Source organism: Xanthomarina sp. F2636L (assembly GCF_026410195.1).
Taxonomy (GTDB): Bacteria; Bacteroidota; Bacteroidia; order Flavobacteriales; family Flavobacteriaceae; genus Xanthomarina.
Map to the genome: position 1 here is coordinate 83,064 of NZ_JAPMLM010000055.1, position 18,935 is coordinate 101,998.

An 18,935-nucleotide genomic window follows, 5' to 3' on the forward strand; every position below is an offset into this window, starting at 1 on the left:
ATTAAAGCAATTAATAAAATGAGCGAACAATTAAAAGTGCCAACAATGGCGCAATGTATGGCAGAAGGCAGACAACCTGAAATTTTGTTTTGGGTAGGAGCAGCTGGAAGTTACGACGATAGAGCCAAAAAGATAACCAAAGCTTTTGTGAAAATTCTTAATAAAGCAAATGTTGATTTTGCTGTATTAGGAACCGAAGAAAGCTCAACAGGAGATGTGGCAAAACGTGCAGGAAATGAGTTTTTGTTTCAAATGCAAGCTGTTACAAATATTGAAGTTTTAAATGCATACGAAGTAAAACGAATTGTGACAGCTTGTCCACATTCATATAATACTTTAAAAAACGAATATCCTGAGCTTGGTGGAAATTATCAAGTACAACATCATACGGAGTTTATTAATGAACTTATAAATGCTGGAAAATTAAATATTGGAAAAGTTTCTCAATTCAGTGGAAAACGTATCACTTTTCATGACCCTTGTTATTTAGGACGTGCTAACGATGTTTACGAAGCGCCAAGACAATTACTAAAAACACTAGGTGTAGAATTGGTAGAAATGAAACGCAGCAGAAACTCTGCCTTATGTTGTGGAGCAGGAGGTGCACAAATGTTTAAGGAGCCAGAAAAAGGCGATAAAGATATCAATGTGTTAAGAACAGAAGATGCTTTAGAAACAAAACCAAATATTATTGCAACTGGTTGTCCATATTGTAATACGATGATGACAGATGGCGTAAAAGCTAAAGATAAAGAAGACAGTGTTCAAGTTTTGGATATTGCCGAACTAATAGCAAACTCTCAAGAATAATGATAGTAGATTTTAATATGTTACCAGAAGAGTCCAAAGTTTGGATTTATCAATGTAACCGTTCATTTACAGACGAAGAAATCAGAGAGATTGAGTCTAAGTTAGATGTGTTTCTGGATAATTGGACTGCTCATGGAAGCGATTTACAAGCAGGTTATAAAATAGTTTACAAGCGTTTTATTGTAATTGGATTAGACCAGCAGGTTGGAGCAGCTACAGGATGTTCTATTGATGCCTCTGTATATTTTATCCAAGAATTAGAAAAAGAGTACCAAGTTGACCTTTTAGACAAAATGAACGTGTCTTACAAACAAGGGGAATTCATAGCCTATAAAACCTTAATTGATTTTAAGAAAATGGCAAAAGAAAAAGCCGTATCAAAAAATACAATTGTATTTAATAACCTAGTAGTAAATATTGCAGAATTCAAAGAAAATTGGGAAGTCCCTGCTAGCGATAGTTGGCACAGTCGATTTTTAAAATAATTTTTTCTGAAATAATGCAAATATGAAAAGCTTGAATAAAATTCAAGCTTTTTTCATTTTATAACTCTTCAAAGTTTTTAAAACTTCCATCAGAATAAAATATTACAATCCGTTCTATGCTTTTTTCTGAATCGCCCTTTTTTTCAGTTTGTAAAATATTTGAAACGACAGGAGGCTTTTTTTCTTCCTTGCTATTTTTTTCAATTGGAATTTTAACTTCTAGTTTTTCTTCAGATGGAAATTGTCCTTTTCCATTTAGCAACCAATACAATTCAACTTCGGGAAAAGAGGAGAGAACCTTTAATACAAAATCCAAACTAGGTTTATTTCTTCCCGAAAGAATATGTGAAATACTAGACCGTTGCACCCCAATTTTTTCAGCGAAAGAGGAGGCACTTTCATTGTAATAATCTATGACTTTTTGGAGTCTTTTTGCAAACTCTTCGTTGTTTATCATTGTAAACTATAAATAGGGCGTTTTCTATTTACAAATGTAACAAATATAATGATAGCGTGTAATAAATAAATGTTAATCTGGTCTTTTGTATAAAACTTAAACTTCACATAATATGTTTTAAAGCACTGAAATACAATATAATATAAGTTTGCTATTAAATTTGTTAAATTTTGAGTCAATTAATGTTTACATAGTAATAAAATAGCGCTGTATATGTTTATTAATGTAAACAATCCAAGTCGTTTTAGTTGTTTACATTTGTAAATTGATAAATGTTTACATTTGTATCAAACCTTTTTTAATGACTACAGACTATTTAAAAAATTGCTTTCATTCTTATCAAGAAACACATCTTAAAAATCGATATATTCATCTAGAACATACACATCCTTTAATTAAAAAATTAGAAGCTAATTTTGAAGTTATAGAAATAGGATTTTCTGTTTTAGGCGAGCCTATACATTCCATAAAAATTGGATCTGGTCCAAAAAAAATATTAATGTGGTCTCAAATGCATGGCAACGAAAGCACAACAACAAAAGCTGTTTTTGATATTTGTAATGTTTTTGCACAAGATTCTAGCCAAGTTATTCAGAAAATTTTAAATACCTGTACTATTATGGTAGTTCCAATTTTGAATCCTGACGGTGCGAAGTTTTATACAAGACATAATGCAAATGATGTGGATTTAAATAGAGACGCAAAAAACCAGTCTCAACCAGAAAGTAGGGTTTTAAGAAATCTCTTTGATAGTTTCAAGCCGGATTTTTGTTTTAATCTGCATGGGCAACGCACTATTTTTGGTGCAGGAAACACGGATAACTCAGCTACCTTATCATTTTTGTCTCCTGCTCAAGATAAAGCTTGTACAGTTTCAGAAACGCGAAAAAAAGCTATGGAGGTAATTGTTGCAATCAATAAGTTGTTGCAAACACAAATCCCAAATCAGATAGGCATCTATGACGATGTGTTTAATGAAAATTGTGTAGGAGATACGTTTCAATCATTAAATTGTCCTACTATCTTGTTTGAAGCAGGACATTTTAAAAATGATTATAATCGTGAATCTACTAGGTTTTACATGTTCCAAGCTATATTGTTTAGCGTGTACTATATTTCTTCTAACAACGTGTTAGGAGCTACTTTTGAGCCTTATTTTGATATTCCTGAGAATAGAAAAAATCATTTTGATGTAATTGTTCGCGATGTTAAGTTGTTTAAAAATAATATGTGGGACAAAGTTGATTTGGCCATTCAATATCATGAAGTTTTAAAGGACAATGAAATTGTGTTTATCCCTAAAATTGAAGGTATTGGAGATTTTAATCAGTATTTTGGACATAGAGAGATTTTAGTTCATGATAATGAGATTTTAATTAACAATCAAAAAGATATTAAGAAAGGACTTGAAGTAGAAAGCATTATTGTAAATTCTGTTAAATATTCAATAAAACTGACATAAACTTAAATATCGATAGATATTATTCAGTTTTAATGTATTATTTTTGCTTTTTATTTAAAAAAATATAAAATGGCGAAATTTAAGTTAGATGAAATAGATCATCAGATTTTAGATATGTTAATTGAAAATACGAGAGTTCCTTTTACTGATATTGCTAAAAGCCTATCAATTTCTGCAGGGACTATTCATGTTAGAGTTAAAAAAATGGAAGATGCCGGTATCATCAAAGGGTCGTCTTTAACATTAGATTATAACAAAATGGGCTATTCTTTTATAGCATATGTTGGAATATTTCTTCAAAATACGTCGCAAACTAAGTTTGTTTTAGAGCGAATAAACGATATCCCTTTTGTTACTGTAGCGCATATTACCACAGGTAAATTCAATATTTTCTGTAAGATTAGGGCAAAAAATACGGAACATGCTAAAGACATTATTTTTATGTTAGATGATATTGAAGGTGTTTATAGAACAGAGACCATGATTTCTTTAGAAGAAAGTTTAAATGATAAAAAACGATTAATGCATTCCATTTTTAATGATATGTAATTAATAATATAAGTATCTTTAAAACCTCTTTCTGCAAGAAAGAGGTTTTTTTATTTATAAAATAAACTTTTATGTATGTAACTGATTTATCTGAAACGGAATATGCTCTTTTTTATTCCAACTATATTAAACTAGCGGGTGAGGAGGATTTAATCTCTGGTTTATCTACTAGTTTTAGAGATGCTTTGTTATTTTTTAAATCCATTCCAGAACATAAATTAGATTACAGATATCAGGAAGGAAAATGGACTATAAAGGATATTCTGCAGCATCTAATTGATTCAGAACGTATTTTTGCATATAGGGCTTTACGTTTTTCGAGACAAGATCAAACGTCGTTACCAGGATTTGAAGAAAATGATTATGTTGTTCATGCAAATGCCAACCATAGAGATTGGGAAGATTTATTAAAAGAGTATCAATCAGTAAGAGAAACTACTTTATGCTTGTTTAAAAGTATGAGTCGAGAGATGTTAATGTTAAATGGCGTTGCAAGCAATTCTAATGTGTCCGTTCGTGCAATTGGCTTTATGACTATTGGTCATGAAAAACACCATTGTCAGGTAATTAAATCACGTTATTTGTAGTTATTCTTCTTCGTCCTTAAAAGATTCAGCTTTAATGTCGTCATTAATTACAACATGTCCTAAATCGTCCACTTCCGTTTCTTCTATTCCTTCAAAATTAGTCATGGTATAATGTAGTTTACTACTAACTTTAACTAAGTAGATGGTGTCTTTAGTGCGCACCTCTACAGCCTCTATAATTTCATTTTTGTGATTTTCGAAGGTAATTATATCACCATCATAGTAACCATCCGGAAATTTATCGGTTAAAAGTTTAAGAAGCTTTGGAGTAAGTTTCTTAAAATCAACAATAACTTTTTTCATTACTAAAGGGTTTAAAAATTAATAAATAGCATTTACTTTTTGCTCTAGCAATTTTTATAAAGTTACAAATTATTTCATATGAAATTTAAGAATTGTAATATTTGAAAGCTTTAATGATTAGATTGTTTTCAACTTGACAGTTAATTTTTGGTTTTCCAATGGCTTCAAGAAGTACAAAATTAATATTACCATGTTCATTTTTCTTGTCGAATTTTAAAAGCTCAATAATTGACAGTAGGTCTTCATTTGCAATTTTTGGTTGTCCAAAAACACTTAAAATAACGTCTTTTATAGTATGACATTCTTCTTTAGGGAATTTGCATAACTCAGTAGAGATATAAGTGGCTAAGACCATTCCAATAGCTACCGCTTCTCCATGTAAGAGAGGTGTTTTGCTCGGATTGCTTAAATAATAAGATTCAATAGCGTGACCAAGTGTGTGTCCGTAATTCAGAGTTTTTCTTAAATTATTCTCTAAAGGATCTTTCTCAACAATACTGTTTTTTATTTCTATAGACTCATAAATTAACTGGTCTAAATCGTTTAGGTCTAATTTGTTGAATGAAGTAAACTTATTCCAATACTCTCTACTGTAGATTAAGCCATGTTTAAGCATTTCAGCCAAGCCAGAGCGCATTTGTTTGTTTGGTAAAGTGTTTAAAAAAGAGGTGTCTATTAAAACCATTGCACCGGTATTAATAACACCAATTTGATTTTTTAAATGTCCTAGATCGACACCTGTTTTCCCTCCAATAGACGCATCGACCATAGATAGAAGGGTTGTAGGTACTTGAATGTAGGTTATTCCTCGTTTAAATGTTGAAGCCACAAAACCTCCTATATCTGTTATTACGCCACCTCCAAGGTTAATTAAGAGGCTTTTTCTATCTGCATCAAGTTCAGACAAAGCATTCCAAATTCCAGAACAGGTTTCAATGTTTTTATTAATTTCTCCTGCTTCAATTTCAATTATTTCTATCTCTAAATGGGTTTCTAAATTGCTTAAAAAATGTGAAAAACAATATTCGTGTGTGTTTTGATCAACCAAAACAAATACTTTTGAATAATTGTTAGCTTTTAGATGTGTGTTAAGAGCTAAGTAACTCTCTGTATTAAAATGAATTAAGTAACTTGAAGTTGAGATGGAATTCATGGGCTTTATAAGAAAAATTATAGGTGAAAATTATGCTTTTTTTTATAAATATCTAATAATACTAAATTATATTTGTGTATAATTTTAAAAGCATGTCTACAGAACGACTTTTCGACAATACTGAAATCGCTTTTTCGTTAAAAAGCAACTCAGAACTAAATAGAGCTTATTTACTGTTTAAAATGATATCTTACGAACCACTAGTAAAGGTTGGTAAATCGCTAACTAATTTTGCTATAAATGCAAATCTTCCTGTAGATAGTGTAATTAGGGCTACCGTTTTTGATCATTTTTGTGGTGGTATTAATGAAAAAGACTGTTTACCAGTAATTGATGCCATGTATGAAAAGGGTGTTAGTTCTGTTTTAGACTTTTCGGTAGAAGGGAAAGAAGTAGATTCTTTTTTTGAAGCTGCCTCAGAAAAAACTTTGGAAATTATAAAATTTTCGCAAAACAAAGAAGCTATGCCAATAGCGGTTTTTAAACCTACAGGCTTTGGTAAGCCAACTCTGTATGTAAAAAAGAGTGAAGGTATTTCATTCACATCTGAAGAACAAAAGCAATGGGATAGAATAGAGGAGAGGTATGACATGGTTTGTAAGCTCGCCAAAGAAAGAGATGTAGAGTTATTAATTGATGCTGAAGAAAGTTGGATGCAAAAAGCTGTTGATGATTTGGTGTCAAAAATGATGCAAAAATATAATACTGAAAAACCTATTGTTTATAATACACTACAGATGTATAGACACGATAGAATGGCTTTTTTAAAGGAAGAATTAGAACATGCTGAAGCAAATGGATATTTCTTAGGCTATAAGATTGTACGCGGAGCTTATATGGAAAAGGAAAATGAACGTGCTCTAAAAAAAGGATACCCTACGCCAATTTGTGAGAGTAAAGCTGCAACAGACGACAATTTTAATGAATCTGCTAAGTTTATTTTAGATCACTTGGACCGAATTTCTCTTTTCGCTGGAACACATAACGAAGCTAGTAGCTATCTTATTCTTGATTTAATGAAAGAAAAAGGGATTGCTATAAACGATAACAGAGTGTGGTTTGGGCAACTTTATGGAATGAGCGATAATATTAGTTTTAATCTAGCAAAACTAGGTTATAATGTGGCTAAATATGTGCCATTTGGACCTGTTAAAGATGTGCTTCCTTATTTAATTCGTAGAGCAGAAGAAAACACGTCGGTTGCAGGACAAACAGGAAGAGAACTTATGCTACTCTCTAAAGAAAAAGCAAGGAGAAGAAGTTAAGATTTAAGAGAATTTCCACCATCTCTTTTTCTGAGGATGCACACCATAACCATAGCCATAACCGGAACCTTTTTTATGATCAACATTATTTAGTAAAATAGTCATGTTTGGAAGTCTATTTTCTTTATACATACGTTCTGCTAATTCTAATTGTTTTTTTGAGATATAGTTAGCCTTTGCAACAAAAATAAATAAGTCTGCAAACTTACTTATTAGTAAAGTGTCTGTAACCAGTCCTATAGCTGCAGTATCTACAATTATGTATTCATACATGTTTGATGTGTAGTCAAAGAGTTCTTTCACACGACTACTCATTAATAACTCAGCAGGATTAGGAGGAATTGTACCTGATGGAATAATATCAAAAAACTCGTTTTCTTTGTGTTTTACAATGACGTCTTGAATTTCAGTTTTTTTATTCCCAATAAAATTAGTTAATCCAAAATTATTTTCCACTTCTAGGTAATTAGTTGCTTTTGGAACACGAATATCAGTTTCGATTAATAAGACTTTTTTTTCTGAAAAAGATAAAGATAATGCTAGGTTTGTTGCTGTATGAGATTTACCTTCTTTACTAGTTGTTGAAGTAATAAAAATAACCTTAGCTCTGTTTTCAATATTCTGAAGCATAAACTCAGCATTGGTTCTAACCATTCTAAAGGCTTCTGCTTTTGGTGAATAGTCAACTCTATTTATAAGTTTTTTGTTTTTCTTAGATTTTGGAATATCACCAATAAAAGGAATGGTTACTTGTTTTTTAATATCATTGATGTTATGAACTTTATCATCTAATAGATTTAGTAAGTAAATTAATACAACCGGAAAACCAAATCCTAAAATTAGTGCAGCTAAATACGTGATTGATTTTTTTGGTGCAACAGGTCTAGCAGGAGCATAAGCTGCATCAACTATTTTAGCATTTGGCGATGTTACACCATGTGTTATGGCTGCTTCTTCACGTTTCTCAAGTAAGTATAGATATAAGCCTTCTTTAATATCTTGTTGCCTTTTTATATCTCTAAATTGTCTTTGTTTTTTAGGAGCTGAATATATTTTAGAACTGATTCTTTGGTTTTCGGCAGCTAACGAATTATAATTCATTTCGTTAGTGTGTTTAATATTGTTTAAACTTTGAGATAGATTGGTTCTTAATTGATTTATTTGATTTGAAAGATTGACAACAGTTGGGTTTTTTTCACTGGAATTTTTTAAAAGTCTGTTTTTTTCTAACACTAAGTTGTTGTATTGTTGTGTTAATTGTTCTACAGAATTGTCAGCAATTCCTATGTTTGAAGGTAATAATTCGGTGTCAGACTTATCTTTGTTTATATGTTGATTCATATAGTCTATTAGTTGAATTTGCATGGCAGTTTCAACCAATCTACTTTCATTTTGTCTTTCACTTTCTAAATAGATATTAGATTGTGTAGCTAAATCTGTTAGTTTATTGGTTTTTTGAACCGTTTCGGCGTTTAAATCAACATCGCCTAATTCGGCAGAGACAATTTCTAGTCTTTTGCTAATAAATTCAGAAGTGGCATCAACTACTAATTGTTTGTCGTTTTGAACATCTTCATTATATTTTTCAATGAGCTTATCTAAAAATAAGCTAGCCTTTTCTTGAACATTATCGTTAATAGTCAAGGTAATAATGCTTGACATTTCTTGGTTTCCTATAATAAGATTTCCTTTGTATTTAGAAATAACCGTTTCAATGGGGTTAATTTTTATCTTAATATTAGATCCAATTTTAGTTGCAGATTCTCCAATTCTTGGAGTAATGGTAATAGCGCCAAAACTAGTAGGAATGCTTTCGCCAAAGGAATATACAGTGCCTTCGTCGTCAAGTTCAGCATCTTGATTGTTTTTAAAAGATATTTTTTCTGAAAAATTAATACCTTTTAAAAGAAACTTATTAGCCGATTGGATTTTGATGTTAAAAGTGGTATCAATAGTATGGATTACAGAGTCTGGAGCACTAAAATTAATTTTAAGTGGTGGGTTTAAGTATTCTTCCGTGGCTTTTATGCGTCCTTCAACAAAGTATTGAATGTTGAACTTTAAATCCTTTACTGCTTGTTCAACAATAATTCTGGATTTAATAACTTCAATTTCATCTAAAACATTATTGTTTTCAGTTTTAAACAAGCCGTAATTTTGCAATTGTGAAATTTCTGGAAGTTTTTTATTAGATTCCGTTTCTTTAATTTTAATTTTTGCATTGGCTTGATATTGGTAATCTGCATAACGCAGATACAAGAAAGCAAGTGATACAGCAAAAACGACACATAGAATAATAAATTTCCACTTGTGTAAATATGGAGTGATAATTTCTTTAAAATCAATATTTTGGCTCATGGTTATTTTGTGCTCTTTAACAGTTTATCTTACAAGTATAGCGGCTATGGTTGCTAATGTTCCTACAGCAGAAATAATTAAAACGTAATTTTGGTTATAAGATGCAGAACGTATTTTTGCAGGGTTTGGTTCTACATAAATCACATCATTTTGTTCTAGATAATAATTTGGTTGATTAACAACGTTTATCGATGTTAAATCGAATTTTGTAAAACGTTTTACACCATCTTGTTCTCTAATTAAAAAAATATTGTCTCTAACTCCATGGATGGTTAAGTCTCCTGCAAGACCTATAGCTTCTAAAAGTGAAATTTTTTCTTCTTCCACTTTAAAAGTACCAGGGTTGTTGACCTCACCCAAAACGGTAACCGTAAAATTAGTAAGCCTGATGTTAATTATGGGGTTATTTACGTATTCTGATATTTTTTCTTTAAGCATTAAAGATGCTTCATTCCTTGTTAATCCACCTAATTTTAACGTGCCTAAAACCGGGAACTCTATATTTCCACTATCATCAATAATATATGTTTGAGCTGTAGCATTTCCTTGCGGATTAAGAGAGGTTAAAGAATTAGTAATAACAGGTAAATTAAAAGGTCTTACAGTTTCTGGATCTAAGGCAGAAACATTTATTGTTAGTAAATCGTTTGCTTTGTATTTGATTTCAGATTTAAAAACAGTTGAATTTAAACTGCTAAGTGGCTCGTCTTGAAAGTATATGATTTCTTGACTTGTAGTACAAGATGAAAAAGCAGCTACCACGATTATTGCAACTGTATATTGGAGTATATGTTTAAAAGATCTCACTTTCATACTTAAAGATTTTAGCTTCTGTTTATTTTGTTTAGTACGTCGTATTTTGTGTTATTTGGGTTGTATTCTGCTACAATGTCCTTTATTTTAGAAACAATTTCTATGTTTTGCGTATTTGGTCCTAAGTTACACAATTCATTAATAACATCTTTTACCTCTAAATTATTTAAAGATTTACATTTTGCAATCATTATTTTTTCATTATAAGTAGGTTTAGTGTTTTCGCCATCTACCAATAATTCTTCATATATTTTTTCTCCAGGTCTTAGTCCAGTAATCTTAATATTTATGTCTTCTGGGTATCTAAAACCAGATAAGGTAATCATGTTAACAGCTAAATCGAAAATCCGAACAGGTTTTCCCATATCAAACACAAAAATTTCCTGTCCTAATCCCATGGCTGCAGCTTCTAATACTAATTGAGAAGCTTCTGGAATGGTCATAAAATACCTAATAATATCTTTATGTGTTACCGTTAAAGGACCACCACTCTCTATTTGTTTTTTAAATAACGGAATGACAGATCCATTGGAGCCTAATACATTTCCAAATCTGGTTATAATAAATTTGGTTTTACCTGCTGCTTCGGTATTTTGGCAGCAAACAATCATTTCTGCAATACGCTTTGTTGCTCCCATAACATTTGTTGGGTTTACGGCCTTATCTGTTGAGATTAGAATAAACTTATCAACTCCGTATTTTACAGACAAATTAATAACGTTTTTTGTTCCTCTAACGTTTACGCTTACAGCTTCGTATGGATTTTGCTCCATTAAGGGAACATGTTTGTAGGCTGCTGCATGGAAAACAATGTCTGGTTTGTATTGGTTAAAAATATTGTCAAGTCTAATTTGGTTTCTAATATCTGCAACTATGGATGTAATGTTTATCACACCATTTCTATGTAGCTCTTGTTGTAAGTCGTATAAAGGTGACTCGGAGTTATCTATAAGAATTAGTTTTTTGAAATGATACCTTGTTAATTTTCTAACCAACTCGCTTCCAATAGAGCCTGCAGAGCCAGTTACTATAATTACTTTATTATTATACTCTTCGGTTAACATTGGATTATCAATATTGATTGGTTCTCTACCAAGCAAATCTTCCAGATTTATATCTTTTATTTGACCAATGCTTAAATCTCCATCAATCCAGTTTTTAACAGCTGGTACAATTTTTACTTTTAGGTTTAAGGCAAATAGGTTGCTTGTTATTTGTAAAAGTCTATTGGAGTCAATACTTTGAATAGAGATAATAACCTCATCGATGCTGTTTTTTTCAATAAACTCTTTGGTTATTTTTTCAGGTTCATAAACATTAAGTAAGTTTATTTTTTTACCAGTCTTTCCTTCGTTATCATCAATAAAGCCTACAACTTTTATATTGCTTTTTGGATCGTTAGAAACGGCATCGTAAGTAATCATTCCAGAAGTTCCTGCTCCATAAATTAGAACAGATTTTTGTTCTTCGTAATCTGTAACAATACTCCTATAGAGTGATTTTACGATAAACTTAGCGCCAACTAAAAAGAAAATGTTTAATAATAAATGAATGTAAATAATAGAGCCTGGAATATCGAAAATAATATCGAAATGATATTCTCGGCTTAAAAAAGTAGTAACAATTAATATTGTAGCCAAAATATTAACGCCAATAATCAGATTTATTACGTCTTTAACTCCAGTAAATCTAACAACACCTTTATGTGAGTTTACAATAATAAAACTAATTAAAGCCGCAATTAAAACAAAAGGGAGTTGTTTTAAAAACAGATCAAAATCAAAAATTATTTCAAAATTAAACCGAATTATATATGCAAGAAAAAATGTGAATGCAACAACGCATAAATCGAATAGCAAGACCAGCCACTTTGAAGCGTATTGATTTGATAATCTCCTTAATATGTTTATATATTTATTCAAAATAGGCCTTAATTACTTTTACTATTCGGTTTAATTCGTTTTTTGATAAGTTAGAACCGCTAGGCAGACACATGGTCTTGTTATATATATCTTCAGAAACACCATTTAAATAACTAGGATACTCTTTAAAAACAGGTTGCAGATGCATGGGCTTCCAAGATGGTCTAGCTTCAATATTATGTTCTTGTAATAATTTTATTAAATCTTCTCGCATTTGCTTAGTTGATAATTTAATACATGTTAACCATCTGTTTGAAAAAAAGCCTTCTGGCTCTATTAAAAAGTTAATATCTTTTATGCTTTCTAATTCGTTTAAATAATAACTATAATTTTTTCTTCTTAATGCCACGTAATTATCCAGCACTTCCATCTGTCCTCTTCCAATTCCTGCCAAAATGTTAGACATTCTATAGTTATATCCAATAACTTTATGAGAATATTCTATTCCTGGTTCTTTGGCTTGTGTTGCCAAAAAAATAGTTTTTGCTTTTGTTTCAGTGCTATTAGACACCAAAGCACCACCGCCAGAAGTAGTAATTATTTTATTCCCATTAAAAGACAAAACAGACAGTTTTCCAAAAGTGCCACACTTTTTGTTAAAATAACAGCTTCCTAAGGCTTCAGCGCTATCCTCCACAATTGGAATGTTATACTTGTTAGATATATTCTTTATTTCGTTTACTTTATGTGGCATACCATAAAGATTAATTACAATGATTGCTTTAGGCTTTTTTCCTTTTTTTATTCTATCGTTAATAGCTTGTTCTAATAAAATAGGGCACATATTCCAAGTGTCTGTTTCACTATCTACAAAAACCGGCTTTGCACCCAAATATAAAACTGGATTAACGGATGCTGCAAATGTTTTAGTTTGGCAAATTACTTCATCCTTACTTGTTACGTTTAATAACAGTAATGCTAAGTGAATGGCAGCTGTTCCTGTTGTTAATGCAGCCACATGGGCATTGACTCCTAAATAAGATTCCAAATCTTTTTCAAATCCATTAACATTAGGTCCCAAAGGAGCAATCCAATTGGTGTTGAATGCTTCTTTAATGAATTTCTCCTCATGACCACTCATATGTGGTGCAGATAACCATATTTTAGAATTCAATTTTGATACATTTTTAGCCATAGTAAATATCTACGTTTAAATAGCAATCGTCAAATAAATACGATAAATAACTAATTTCTACGATTTTTGATTCTATTTAAATTAAAGTTATTCTTTAATCATAATAAAACGGTATTTAATCGTAAGGAATAAAAAAAAATTATCGAATTTAAAAGCAAACATAATGCTTTTAAAAATGCTGAAAATTAAATAAAGGGAAGAGTTTTTATTTTTAATAAAAATGAATTGTGCTATTTATAAGGCATAAATATACAAAAAAATCCAGATCAATTCTGATAATAATGACCGTTCATATTCCTTTTTATTTCATACATCTAAAATTTGAATGAATTCTCCTCTTATTCTATCTAAATTTATATTTTAGTTTTGAATCTACTTATTGTTAGAATGAATATAAACCCATTTAATTCTCAAACTTTCATTGATGTTTGGACCAAGCACTTTAATAAAAATGAGAAAGTATTTACTTTTAATTTTATTAAAAAAGCAAGTTTTACCAAACATAAGTCTCTACCATATTACATTAATGTTGGTAAAAACTTAACAAATGGCTTAGATTATGAAATTTCGGAAAAAAATGAAACAGATTATAAAAACAAAGTATTTTTATTAAGAGACATTCCAACCTATTTTAATATTCCAACATATAAAGAATACGGGGCTTTAAAACTGATAAAAATCTTTCAGTATGAAGGATACATTACTAAGGTTTCAAATTATAATAGTTTAGAAGATTATTTAAATACCATATACAAATCTAATACGCGTTCTAAATTAAAAAGAAACATCAAGAGGCTTGAAGCTTGTTTTGATGTAGATTTCGTGATGCATTATGGAGATATTTCTAAAGAACATTTTGATGATGTATTCCAGGAGTTTTATAACCTTTTCGAAAAACGTTATGCAAATAAACAGGAGCCTTGTGGGGAATTAAATCCAGTAATTTGGAATTATTATACAGAACTGGCATTTAAAATGATTAATGAAAGCACGGCCTCTTTATTTGTTGTTTATTGCGATAAAAAACCCATAGGAGTTACTTTTAGTTATCATTTTGAAGATGCTTTAATTGAGGCGCTTACCGTGTTTGATATTGATTTCTATAGATATAATATAGGACATACTACCATTTTAAAAATGCTTGAATGGAGTTTTGAAAACAATGTTAAAACCTTCGACTATACACAAGGAAATTTTGAGTATAAGAAACGATGGAGTAGCGACACCTACGATACACATTATCATTTGTTTTATGATTCTAAATCAATAAAAAGTACTATTATAGCTAATTTTATTGAGTTTTATTTTAATTTTAAACGTGCTTTTAGAGAAAAAAATTACAATAAAATTTATCATCAACTAAAATATAAAATGTTTGGATCTAATAAGCCAGATGCTGTGGTTATTGAATCCTATCATGTTAAAAAAATTGAAGAAAATTTACCAGTTAAGAGTAATTTGAAAGCATTAGATTTAGAAAGTAATCAGTTTATATCTGTTAGAAGAGCTATTTATGATTTTCTATACATGAATCCGCAAAAAGCTAATACAATCCAACTATATGGAACACAAGACGTAGATAATTGTTTTTTTGCTTTTGGCGAAAAAGACATATTAAAAATTGTTAAAAATGAGTCGTAATCCATTTACATCACATATTTATCAAGATTTATGGCTTAAGCATTTTGCTAAGGGCAAACAGAGTTATACGTTTAATTTTATTAATGATTTAAAGTTTATAAAACATTCGTTCTTTCCATATTATATAAATGTAGGTAAAAATTCTACTAACGGAATTACCTATAGTCTCATAGAAAATAATAAAGATTATAATAACAAAACCTTCTTGATGTACGATGTTCCTAGTTTTAGTAACTCAGATATTCCATCAAGTTTAAGGCATTTAAAAGCCTATAAAATTAAACAGTACAAAGGGTTTTTAGCAAATTTAGATGGTTTTATTAATCTTGAAGAATATATGGCTTCTGTTATGAGTTCCAAAAGCAGGAATAAACATAGAAGTACGTTGAGGAAATTTGAAAATTGTTTTAATGTTTCATATAAAATTTATCATAAAGAAATCTCCGAAGTAGAATGTAATGAAGCTTTAGATAATTTTAAAGAATTAATAGTTGAAAGACATAAAGACTTAAAAATAGATACCAATATTATTGCTAAATGGCATTTTTATCATGAGTTAATATTTCCTATGATTCAACAAGGGAAAGCGCTTTTAATAAGTATAAATGTTGATAATAAGCCTATTTCCATGTCGTTAGCTTTTGTTGAAGGTGATAATTTAATTGGGTCGGTAAAAGCATTCAATCCTGATTATTACAAATTTAATATTGGGCACATAGAACTTGGGAAACTAATAGAGTGGTGTTTTGAAAACAATATTTCAACTTTAGACTTTTCTAAAGGTGAGTATGAGTATAAAACAAAATGGACTAATGAGGAATATATTTATAACTGTCATATTTTATATGATTCTTCGAATATAGTTAGTAGATTAAATTCCAGCTTATTAGCGAATTATTTCAGGTTGAAGCAGTATCTAAGAAATAAAAACGTTAACTTATTAATGAAGAAGTTTAAGTATCAACTGAAAAGTTTAATAGGTTTTAACGAAAATAAAGACCATAAAATAATTATAAAACCCATAGAAGAAGGGGAAAATTTTGATGATTTAGACATAGTGCAAACTGATGATAAAAACTTGTTTTTTCTAAATAGAACTATTTTGGACCTATTATATAGGAACCCTGAGCCCATAACTGATATAAATATTTATTCAAAAAAGGATAAAAAAATGATGCACTATTTGGTTGTTGGAAAAGTAAACAAATATCAAATAGTATTTAAACCAAACTAGCTAGTTTCTCCATGGTTACATTATTAAAATTAAAGTTATTGTTTAGTATTTTATAATGTATAAAAATCTCTTCCAGACCTTTAAAATTATCCTCTATATGTTTTCCAAAATTATGTGGATGCCACCAAAGATGAAATAGTTCTTTATGTTTAGCTGCATGAGTCATCCCGTTTTTAACTCTAGAAATTTTCAAGGAATCAAACATGCTTAGTTTTTTGCTGTAAGGTCTTAAAAAAGTACTAGAAGGGATGTTTGTTAAACCTGATATTGTGTTTAAATTTTCTAGTTTATATGTATTGTGTCCAGTTAGGTTTAAATAAGAATCTATTAACCTTAAAGCTCTAGTAGATTGTTTTTTATTAAAATTCCTATCTAAGGTGTTATAAATTTTATGAGTTTCAATACCTCTATAACTAGTTATTCCATGCTTAGAACATATGTCAAGATAATTTGTGTTTACTTGGTTTCTAGGAAAAACAATGCTTTTTATTGAAATGCCTTTTTTTGCAGCTAAAGAAATTGCAGCAATAAGATCTGCCTCAAACTCTTCTTTGGTTTGTCCATCTTCTAAACAGTAATAATGCGAATAGGTGTGGGTTCCTATTTCGTGTTTCTTGGTTTGTTTTATTAAATCTATTAAACGTGAAGCATAATGAAATTCATCCTCAGTTTCATTTTCTCCAATGCTGTCTAGCTTATTGTACGGACTAAAGTTTAAATCGGTGTAGTTAGGTAATAGTTTAGGATTGTGGCTTGTTAATTCTTGCTTGTTTTCAGCAAATAAAAAACCAACAGTTGCAAAGGTTAGTTTTATATTATATTTATCTGCTAGTTCTAGTAATCTTGGAATTACAAGCTTGACATTCTCGAGATTTTCTTTGTACTCTGCAACACTTTTTTTATCGAAAACCCCCCAGTGTATCTCAAAATCTAAAGAAATAACAAAATAACCATTAGAAACATCCATCATGTAATAATAATTTGAATCGTTTTTAAAATAATTTTAAAATCTGTAAACAGATTATGGCTATTAATGTATTTCTTATTTAGTTTTATTTTTTCAGGCATGATGTTTTCAATATAAAACATCTCAGGATTCTCGACCCCTTTTAAGAGTTCTGCTTCGTCTCTATAATAAATTGAAGCATAGTCTGTTATTCCAGGTTTTACAGATAAAATTATAGCATCTTCTTGAGAGTAATAATTTACATATTTGCGCACTTCTGGTCTTGGGCCAACAAAACTCATGTTGCCTATAAAAACATTAATTAGTTGTGGGAGTTCGTCTAATTTATATTTTCTTAAAAAAAAACCTGTTTTAGTAATTCTAGGATCTCGATCTCCAAGAGTTAACAACCCCTTTTTATCAGATCCAACAAACATGGTTCTAAATTTAAATATTTTAAAATCTTTATTATGCTTGCCAACTCTAGTTTGTAAATAGAAAAGCGAACCTTTAGATTCTATTTTAATTAGTATTGCTATAAGGAGTAATAAAGGTAGTAATAATATTAAACCAAAAAAAGAAAAAATGATATCAAAGATTCTTTTAATCATATCTTGGATTCAACAGCATTAGCAACTGTGTTTACTATATATTCTAGTTCCTCTAGTGTTAATTGTGGATAAATAGGTAGCGAAATTTCGCACTTATAATTATTATAAGCCATTGGGTAAGAGTTGATATCATAGCCCATATTCTTAAAAAGCGTTAACATAGGTAGAGGTTGAAAATGAACATTTACAGCCACGCCATTTTTTGAAATATCATCAATAATTGCATCTCGAGTTGCTTCGGAAACACCTTTTATTCTCAAGGCGTATAAATGGCATGATGAAGTTTTCTCTTCGTTTTTATAAGGAGGCAACATAGCCCAAGATTTTGATTTAAAATAGGTTTGATAAAACTCATAAATATCTACACGTTTATCAAGCGTCTTTTCAAAATACTCAGGTAATTGTGCAACACCAATAGCTGCAAGAATATCTGGCATGTTTATTTTAAGTCCAGGATAAATAATATCATATCTCCAACCACCAGCCTTCGATTTTGTAAACGCGTCTTTTGTTTGTCCGTTTAAAGAATAACAGCGCAAATAATGATACTCTTCTTGATTACTAAACGGAGTTGGTAAGTTAAGACATATAGCTCCACCTTCTGCTGTTGTAACATTTTTTACAGCATGAAAAGAAAAAACTGTGATATCTGTAATAGATCCTAGGTATTGATCTTTGTATTTAGATCCAATAGAATGAGCTGAATCTGAAATAATTAATATTCTTCCTAATTTTTTTTGATTTTCATTTATAGGATTGAATATAACTTTTTTCTTATTTACTAGAGAATGAATCTCGTCGTAATTACACGGCCATCCTGCAATATCCACAGGAATAATAGCTTTAGTTTTATTAGTTATGGCTTTATCAATATTATTGACCGAAATATTAAAATCTTCTTCTACATCAATCATTACAGGAGTTGCCCCTACATGTATTACAGCCAAAGCTGTAGCAGCGTAGGTATATGCGGGAATAATAACTTCGTCTCCATGGCCAATGCCATACCATTTTAAAGAAAGCATAAGACCTGAAGTTGCAGAATTTACACAGAGTGTGTTTCCTGCTAAAGTGTATTTGCAAACAAGTTCTTCTAATAGTTTAACCTTTGGTCCAGTAGTTATCCAACCAGACTCTAAAGCACTGTTAACTTCTTGAATAACATCCTTATTTATATAAGGTGGAGAAAACGGAATCTTCATTA

Annotated in this window: 18 protein-coding genes; 8 read left to right on the plus strand and 10 right to left on the minus strand. The window is 30.2% G+C overall.

Annotated elements, in window-relative coordinates:
* Window positions 1–18: 18 nt before the first annotated feature.
* Both OS191_RS01395 and OS191_RS01400 read left to right on the plus strand, forming a co-directional pair.
* Window positions 19–810 carry a (Fe-S)-binding protein gene (locus OS191_RS01395; RefSeq protein WP_267153918.1) on the plus strand — a complete coding sequence of 264 codons (792 nt, stop codon included), beginning with the start codon at window positions 19–21 and terminating at the stop codon, window positions 808–810.
* Window positions 810–1,295, plus strand: coding sequence for an ABC transporter ATPase (locus tag OS191_RS01400; RefSeq protein ID WP_267153919.1), 486 nt, complete (start codon window positions 810–812; stop codon window positions 1,293–1,295). The genes OS191_RS01395 and OS191_RS01400 overlap by 1 nt, the downstream gene beginning before the upstream one ends.
* Window positions 1,296–1,353: 58 nt before the next feature.
* Here OS191_RS01400 and OS191_RS01405 read toward each other — a convergent pair whose 3' ends face one another.
* Window positions 1,354–1,752, minus strand: a complete 399-nt coding sequence (locus tag OS191_RS01405) for a helix-turn-helix domain-containing protein (protein ID WP_267153920.1) — start codon at window positions 1,750–1,752, stop codon at window positions 1,354–1,356.
* A 301-nt stretch (window positions 1,753–2,053) separates the two neighbouring features.
* Here OS191_RS01405 and OS191_RS01410 point away from each other — a divergent pair, with 301 nt between their 5' ends.
* The 3 genes from OS191_RS01410 (at window position 2,054) to OS191_RS01420 (ending at window position 4,350) form a co-directional block, all read left to right on the plus strand.
* Window positions 2,054–3,214 (plus strand): M14 family zinc carboxypeptidase, encoded by a 1,161-nt coding sequence (locus OS191_RS01410; RefSeq protein ID WP_267153921.1) that lies wholly within the window; start codon window positions 2,054–2,056, stop codon window positions 3,212–3,214.
* 69 nt (window positions 3,215–3,283) lie between these two features.
* A complete protein-coding gene (locus OS191_RS01415; RefSeq protein ID WP_267153922.1) occupies window positions 3,284–3,763 on the plus strand; it encodes an Lrp/AsnC family transcriptional regulator in 480 nt (159 codons plus the stop codon).
* A 71-nt stretch (window positions 3,764–3,834) separates the two neighbouring features.
* Window positions 3,835–4,350, plus strand: a complete 516-nt coding sequence (locus tag OS191_RS01420) for a DinB family protein (protein ID WP_267153923.1) — start codon at window positions 3,835–3,837, stop codon at window positions 4,348–4,350.
* Here OS191_RS01420 and OS191_RS01425 read toward each other — a convergent pair whose 3' ends face one another.
* Entirely contained in the window at window positions 4,351–4,653 is a 303-nt protein-coding gene (locus OS191_RS01425; protein WP_267153924.1) for a hypothetical protein, read from the minus strand.
* Window positions 4,654–4,738: 85 nt separating this feature from the next.
* The gene (aroB, locus tag OS191_RS01430) at window positions 4,739–5,806 is read right to left on the minus strand and encodes a 3-dehydroquinate synthase (RefSeq protein WP_267153925.1); all 1,068 of its coding nucleotides are present in this window, start codon (window positions 5,804–5,806) and stop codon (window positions 4,739–4,741) included.
* A 92-nt stretch (window positions 5,807–5,898) separates the two neighbouring features.
* On the opposite strand from aroB, the gene OS191_RS01435 reads away from it, so the two are divergent.
* On the plus strand, window positions 5,899–7,071 hold the full coding sequence (locus OS191_RS01435) for a proline dehydrogenase family protein (RefSeq protein ID WP_267153926.1): 1,173 nt from the start codon (window positions 5,899–5,901) through the stop codon (window positions 7,069–7,071).
* A 3-nt stretch (window positions 7,072–7,074) separates the two neighbouring features.
* Here the strand turns inward: OS191_RS01435 and OS191_RS01440 are convergent, their stop codons facing one another.
* Genes OS191_RS01440 through OS191_RS01455 form a run of 4 tightly spaced genes read right to left on the minus strand, consistent with a single transcriptional unit; the run spans window position 7,075 to window position 13,299 of the window.
* Window positions 7,075–9,429: a GumC family protein gene (locus OS191_RS01440; RefSeq protein WP_267153927.1), complete on the minus strand. Its 2,355-nt coding sequence runs from the start codon at window positions 9,427–9,429 to the stop codon at window positions 7,075–7,077.
* A gap of 24 nt (window positions 9,430–9,453) precedes the next feature.
* Window positions 9,454–10,242: a polysaccharide biosynthesis/export family protein gene (locus OS191_RS01445; protein WP_267153928.1), complete on the minus strand. Its 789-nt coding sequence runs from the start codon at window positions 10,240–10,242 to the stop codon at window positions 9,454–9,456.
* Between the two features lie 11 nt (window positions 10,243–10,253).
* Window positions 10,254–12,101 (minus strand): polysaccharide biosynthesis protein, encoded by a 1,848-nt coding sequence (locus OS191_RS01450; protein WP_323370025.1) that lies wholly within the window; start codon window positions 12,099–12,101, stop codon window positions 10,254–10,256.
* 55 nt (window positions 12,102–12,156) lie between these two features.
* Window positions 12,157–13,299, minus strand: coding sequence for a DegT/DnrJ/EryC1/StrS family aminotransferase (locus OS191_RS01455; protein WP_267153929.1), 1,143 nt, complete (start codon window positions 13,297–13,299; stop codon window positions 12,157–12,159).
* A 387-nt stretch (window positions 13,300–13,686) separates the two neighbouring features.
* On the opposite strand from OS191_RS01455, the gene OS191_RS01460 reads away from it, so the two are divergent.
* Window positions 13,687–14,940, plus strand: a complete 1,254-nt coding sequence (locus tag OS191_RS01460; RefSeq protein WP_267153930.1) for a GNAT family N-acetyltransferase — start codon at window positions 13,687–13,689, stop codon at window positions 14,938–14,940.
* On the plus strand, window positions 14,930–16,174 hold the full coding sequence (locus OS191_RS01465; protein ID WP_267153931.1) for a GNAT family N-acetyltransferase: 1,245 nt from the start codon (window positions 14,930–14,932) through the stop codon (window positions 16,172–16,174). The genes OS191_RS01460 and OS191_RS01465 overlap by 11 nt, the downstream gene beginning before the upstream one ends.
* On the opposite strand, the gene OS191_RS01470 is transcribed toward OS191_RS01465, so the two are convergent.
* From OS191_RS01470 to OS191_RS01480, 3 genes are read right to left on the minus strand one after another with little or no spacing between them, the layout of a single operon-like run.
* A complete protein-coding gene (locus OS191_RS01470; RefSeq protein WP_267153932.1) occupies window positions 16,161–17,144 on the minus strand; it encodes a polysaccharide deacetylase family protein in 984 nt (327 codons plus the stop codon). The genes OS191_RS01465 and OS191_RS01470 overlap by 14 nt on opposite strands.
* Window positions 17,141–17,731: a sugar transferase gene (locus tag OS191_RS01475; protein WP_267153933.1), complete on the minus strand. Its 591-nt coding sequence runs from the start codon at window positions 17,729–17,731 to the stop codon at window positions 17,141–17,143. Before OS191_RS01475 ends, OS191_RS01470 begins: the two co-directional genes overlap by 4 nt.
* Window positions 17,728–18,933, minus strand: coding sequence for a DegT/DnrJ/EryC1/StrS family aminotransferase (locus OS191_RS01480; protein ID WP_267153934.1), 1,206 nt, complete (start codon window positions 18,931–18,933; stop codon window positions 17,728–17,730). Before OS191_RS01480 ends, OS191_RS01475 begins: the two co-directional genes overlap by 4 nt.
* Between the last annotated feature and the right edge of the window lie 2 nt (window positions 18,934–18,935).

What these genes read in the sequence shown, in the direction of transcription:
- OS191_RS01435 (WP_267153926.1), top strand. Translation starts at nt 5,899, where the DNA reads ATGTCTACAGAACGACTTTTCGACAATACTGAAATCGCTTTTTCGTTA.
- OS191_RS01455 (WP_267153929.1), bottom strand. Translation starts at nt 13,299, where the DNA reads ATGGCTAAAAATGTATCAAAATTGAATTCTAAAATATGGTTATCTGCA.
- OS191_RS01425 (WP_267153924.1), bottom strand. Translation starts at nt 4,653, where the DNA reads ATGAAAAAAGTTATTGTTGATTTTAAGAAACTTACTCCAAAGCTTCTT.
- OS191_RS01415 (WP_267153922.1), top strand. Translation starts at nt 3,284, where the DNA reads ATGGCGAAATTTAAGTTAGATGAAATAGATCATCAGATTTTAGATATG.
- OS191_RS01410 (WP_267153921.1), top strand. Translation starts at nt 2,054, where the DNA reads ATGACTACAGACTATTTAAAAAATTGCTTTCATTCTTATCAAGAAACA.
- OS191_RS01420 (WP_267153923.1), top strand. Translation starts at nt 3,835, where the DNA reads ATGTATGTAACTGATTTATCTGAAACGGAATATGCTCTTTTTTATTCC.
- OS191_RS01400 (WP_267153919.1), top strand. Translation starts at nt 810, where the DNA reads ATGATAGTAGATTTTAATATGTTACCAGAAGAGTCCAAAGTTTGGATT.
- OS191_RS01440 (WP_267153927.1), bottom strand. Translation starts at nt 9,429, where the DNA reads ATGAGCCAAAATATTGATTTTAAAGAAATTATCACTCCATATTTACAC.
- OS191_RS01470 (WP_267153932.1), bottom strand. Translation starts at nt 17,144, where the DNA reads ATGATGGATGTTTCTAATGGTTATTTTGTTATTTCTTTAGATTTTGAG.
- OS191_RS01405 (WP_267153920.1), bottom strand. Translation starts at nt 1,752, where the DNA reads ATGATAAACAACGAAGAGTTTGCAAAAAGACTCCAAAAAGTCATAGAT.
- OS191_RS01480 (WP_267153934.1), bottom strand. Translation starts at nt 18,933, where the DNA reads ATGAAGATTCCGTTTTCTCCACCTTATATAAATAAGGATGTTATTCAA.
- OS191_RS01460 (WP_267153930.1), top strand. Translation starts at nt 13,687, where the DNA reads ATGAATATAAACCCATTTAATTCTCAAACTTTCATTGATGTTTGGACC.
- OS191_RS01465 (WP_267153931.1), top strand. Translation starts at nt 14,930, where the DNA reads ATGAGTCGTAATCCATTTACATCACATATTTATCAAGATTTATGGCTT.
- OS191_RS01395 (WP_267153918.1), top strand. Translation starts at nt 19, where the DNA reads ATGAGCGAACAATTAAAAGTGCCAACAATGGCGCAATGTATGGCAGAA.
- OS191_RS01475 (WP_267153933.1), bottom strand. Translation starts at nt 17,731, where the DNA reads ATGATTAAAAGAATCTTTGATATCATTTTTTCTTTTTTTGGTTTAATA.
- aroB (WP_267153925.1), bottom strand. Translation starts at nt 5,806, where the DNA reads ATGAATTCCATCTCAACTTCAAGTTACTTAATTCATTTTAATACAGAG.
- OS191_RS01445 (WP_267153928.1), bottom strand. Translation starts at nt 10,242, where the DNA reads ATGAAAGTGAGATCTTTTAAACATATACTCCAATATACAGTTGCAATA.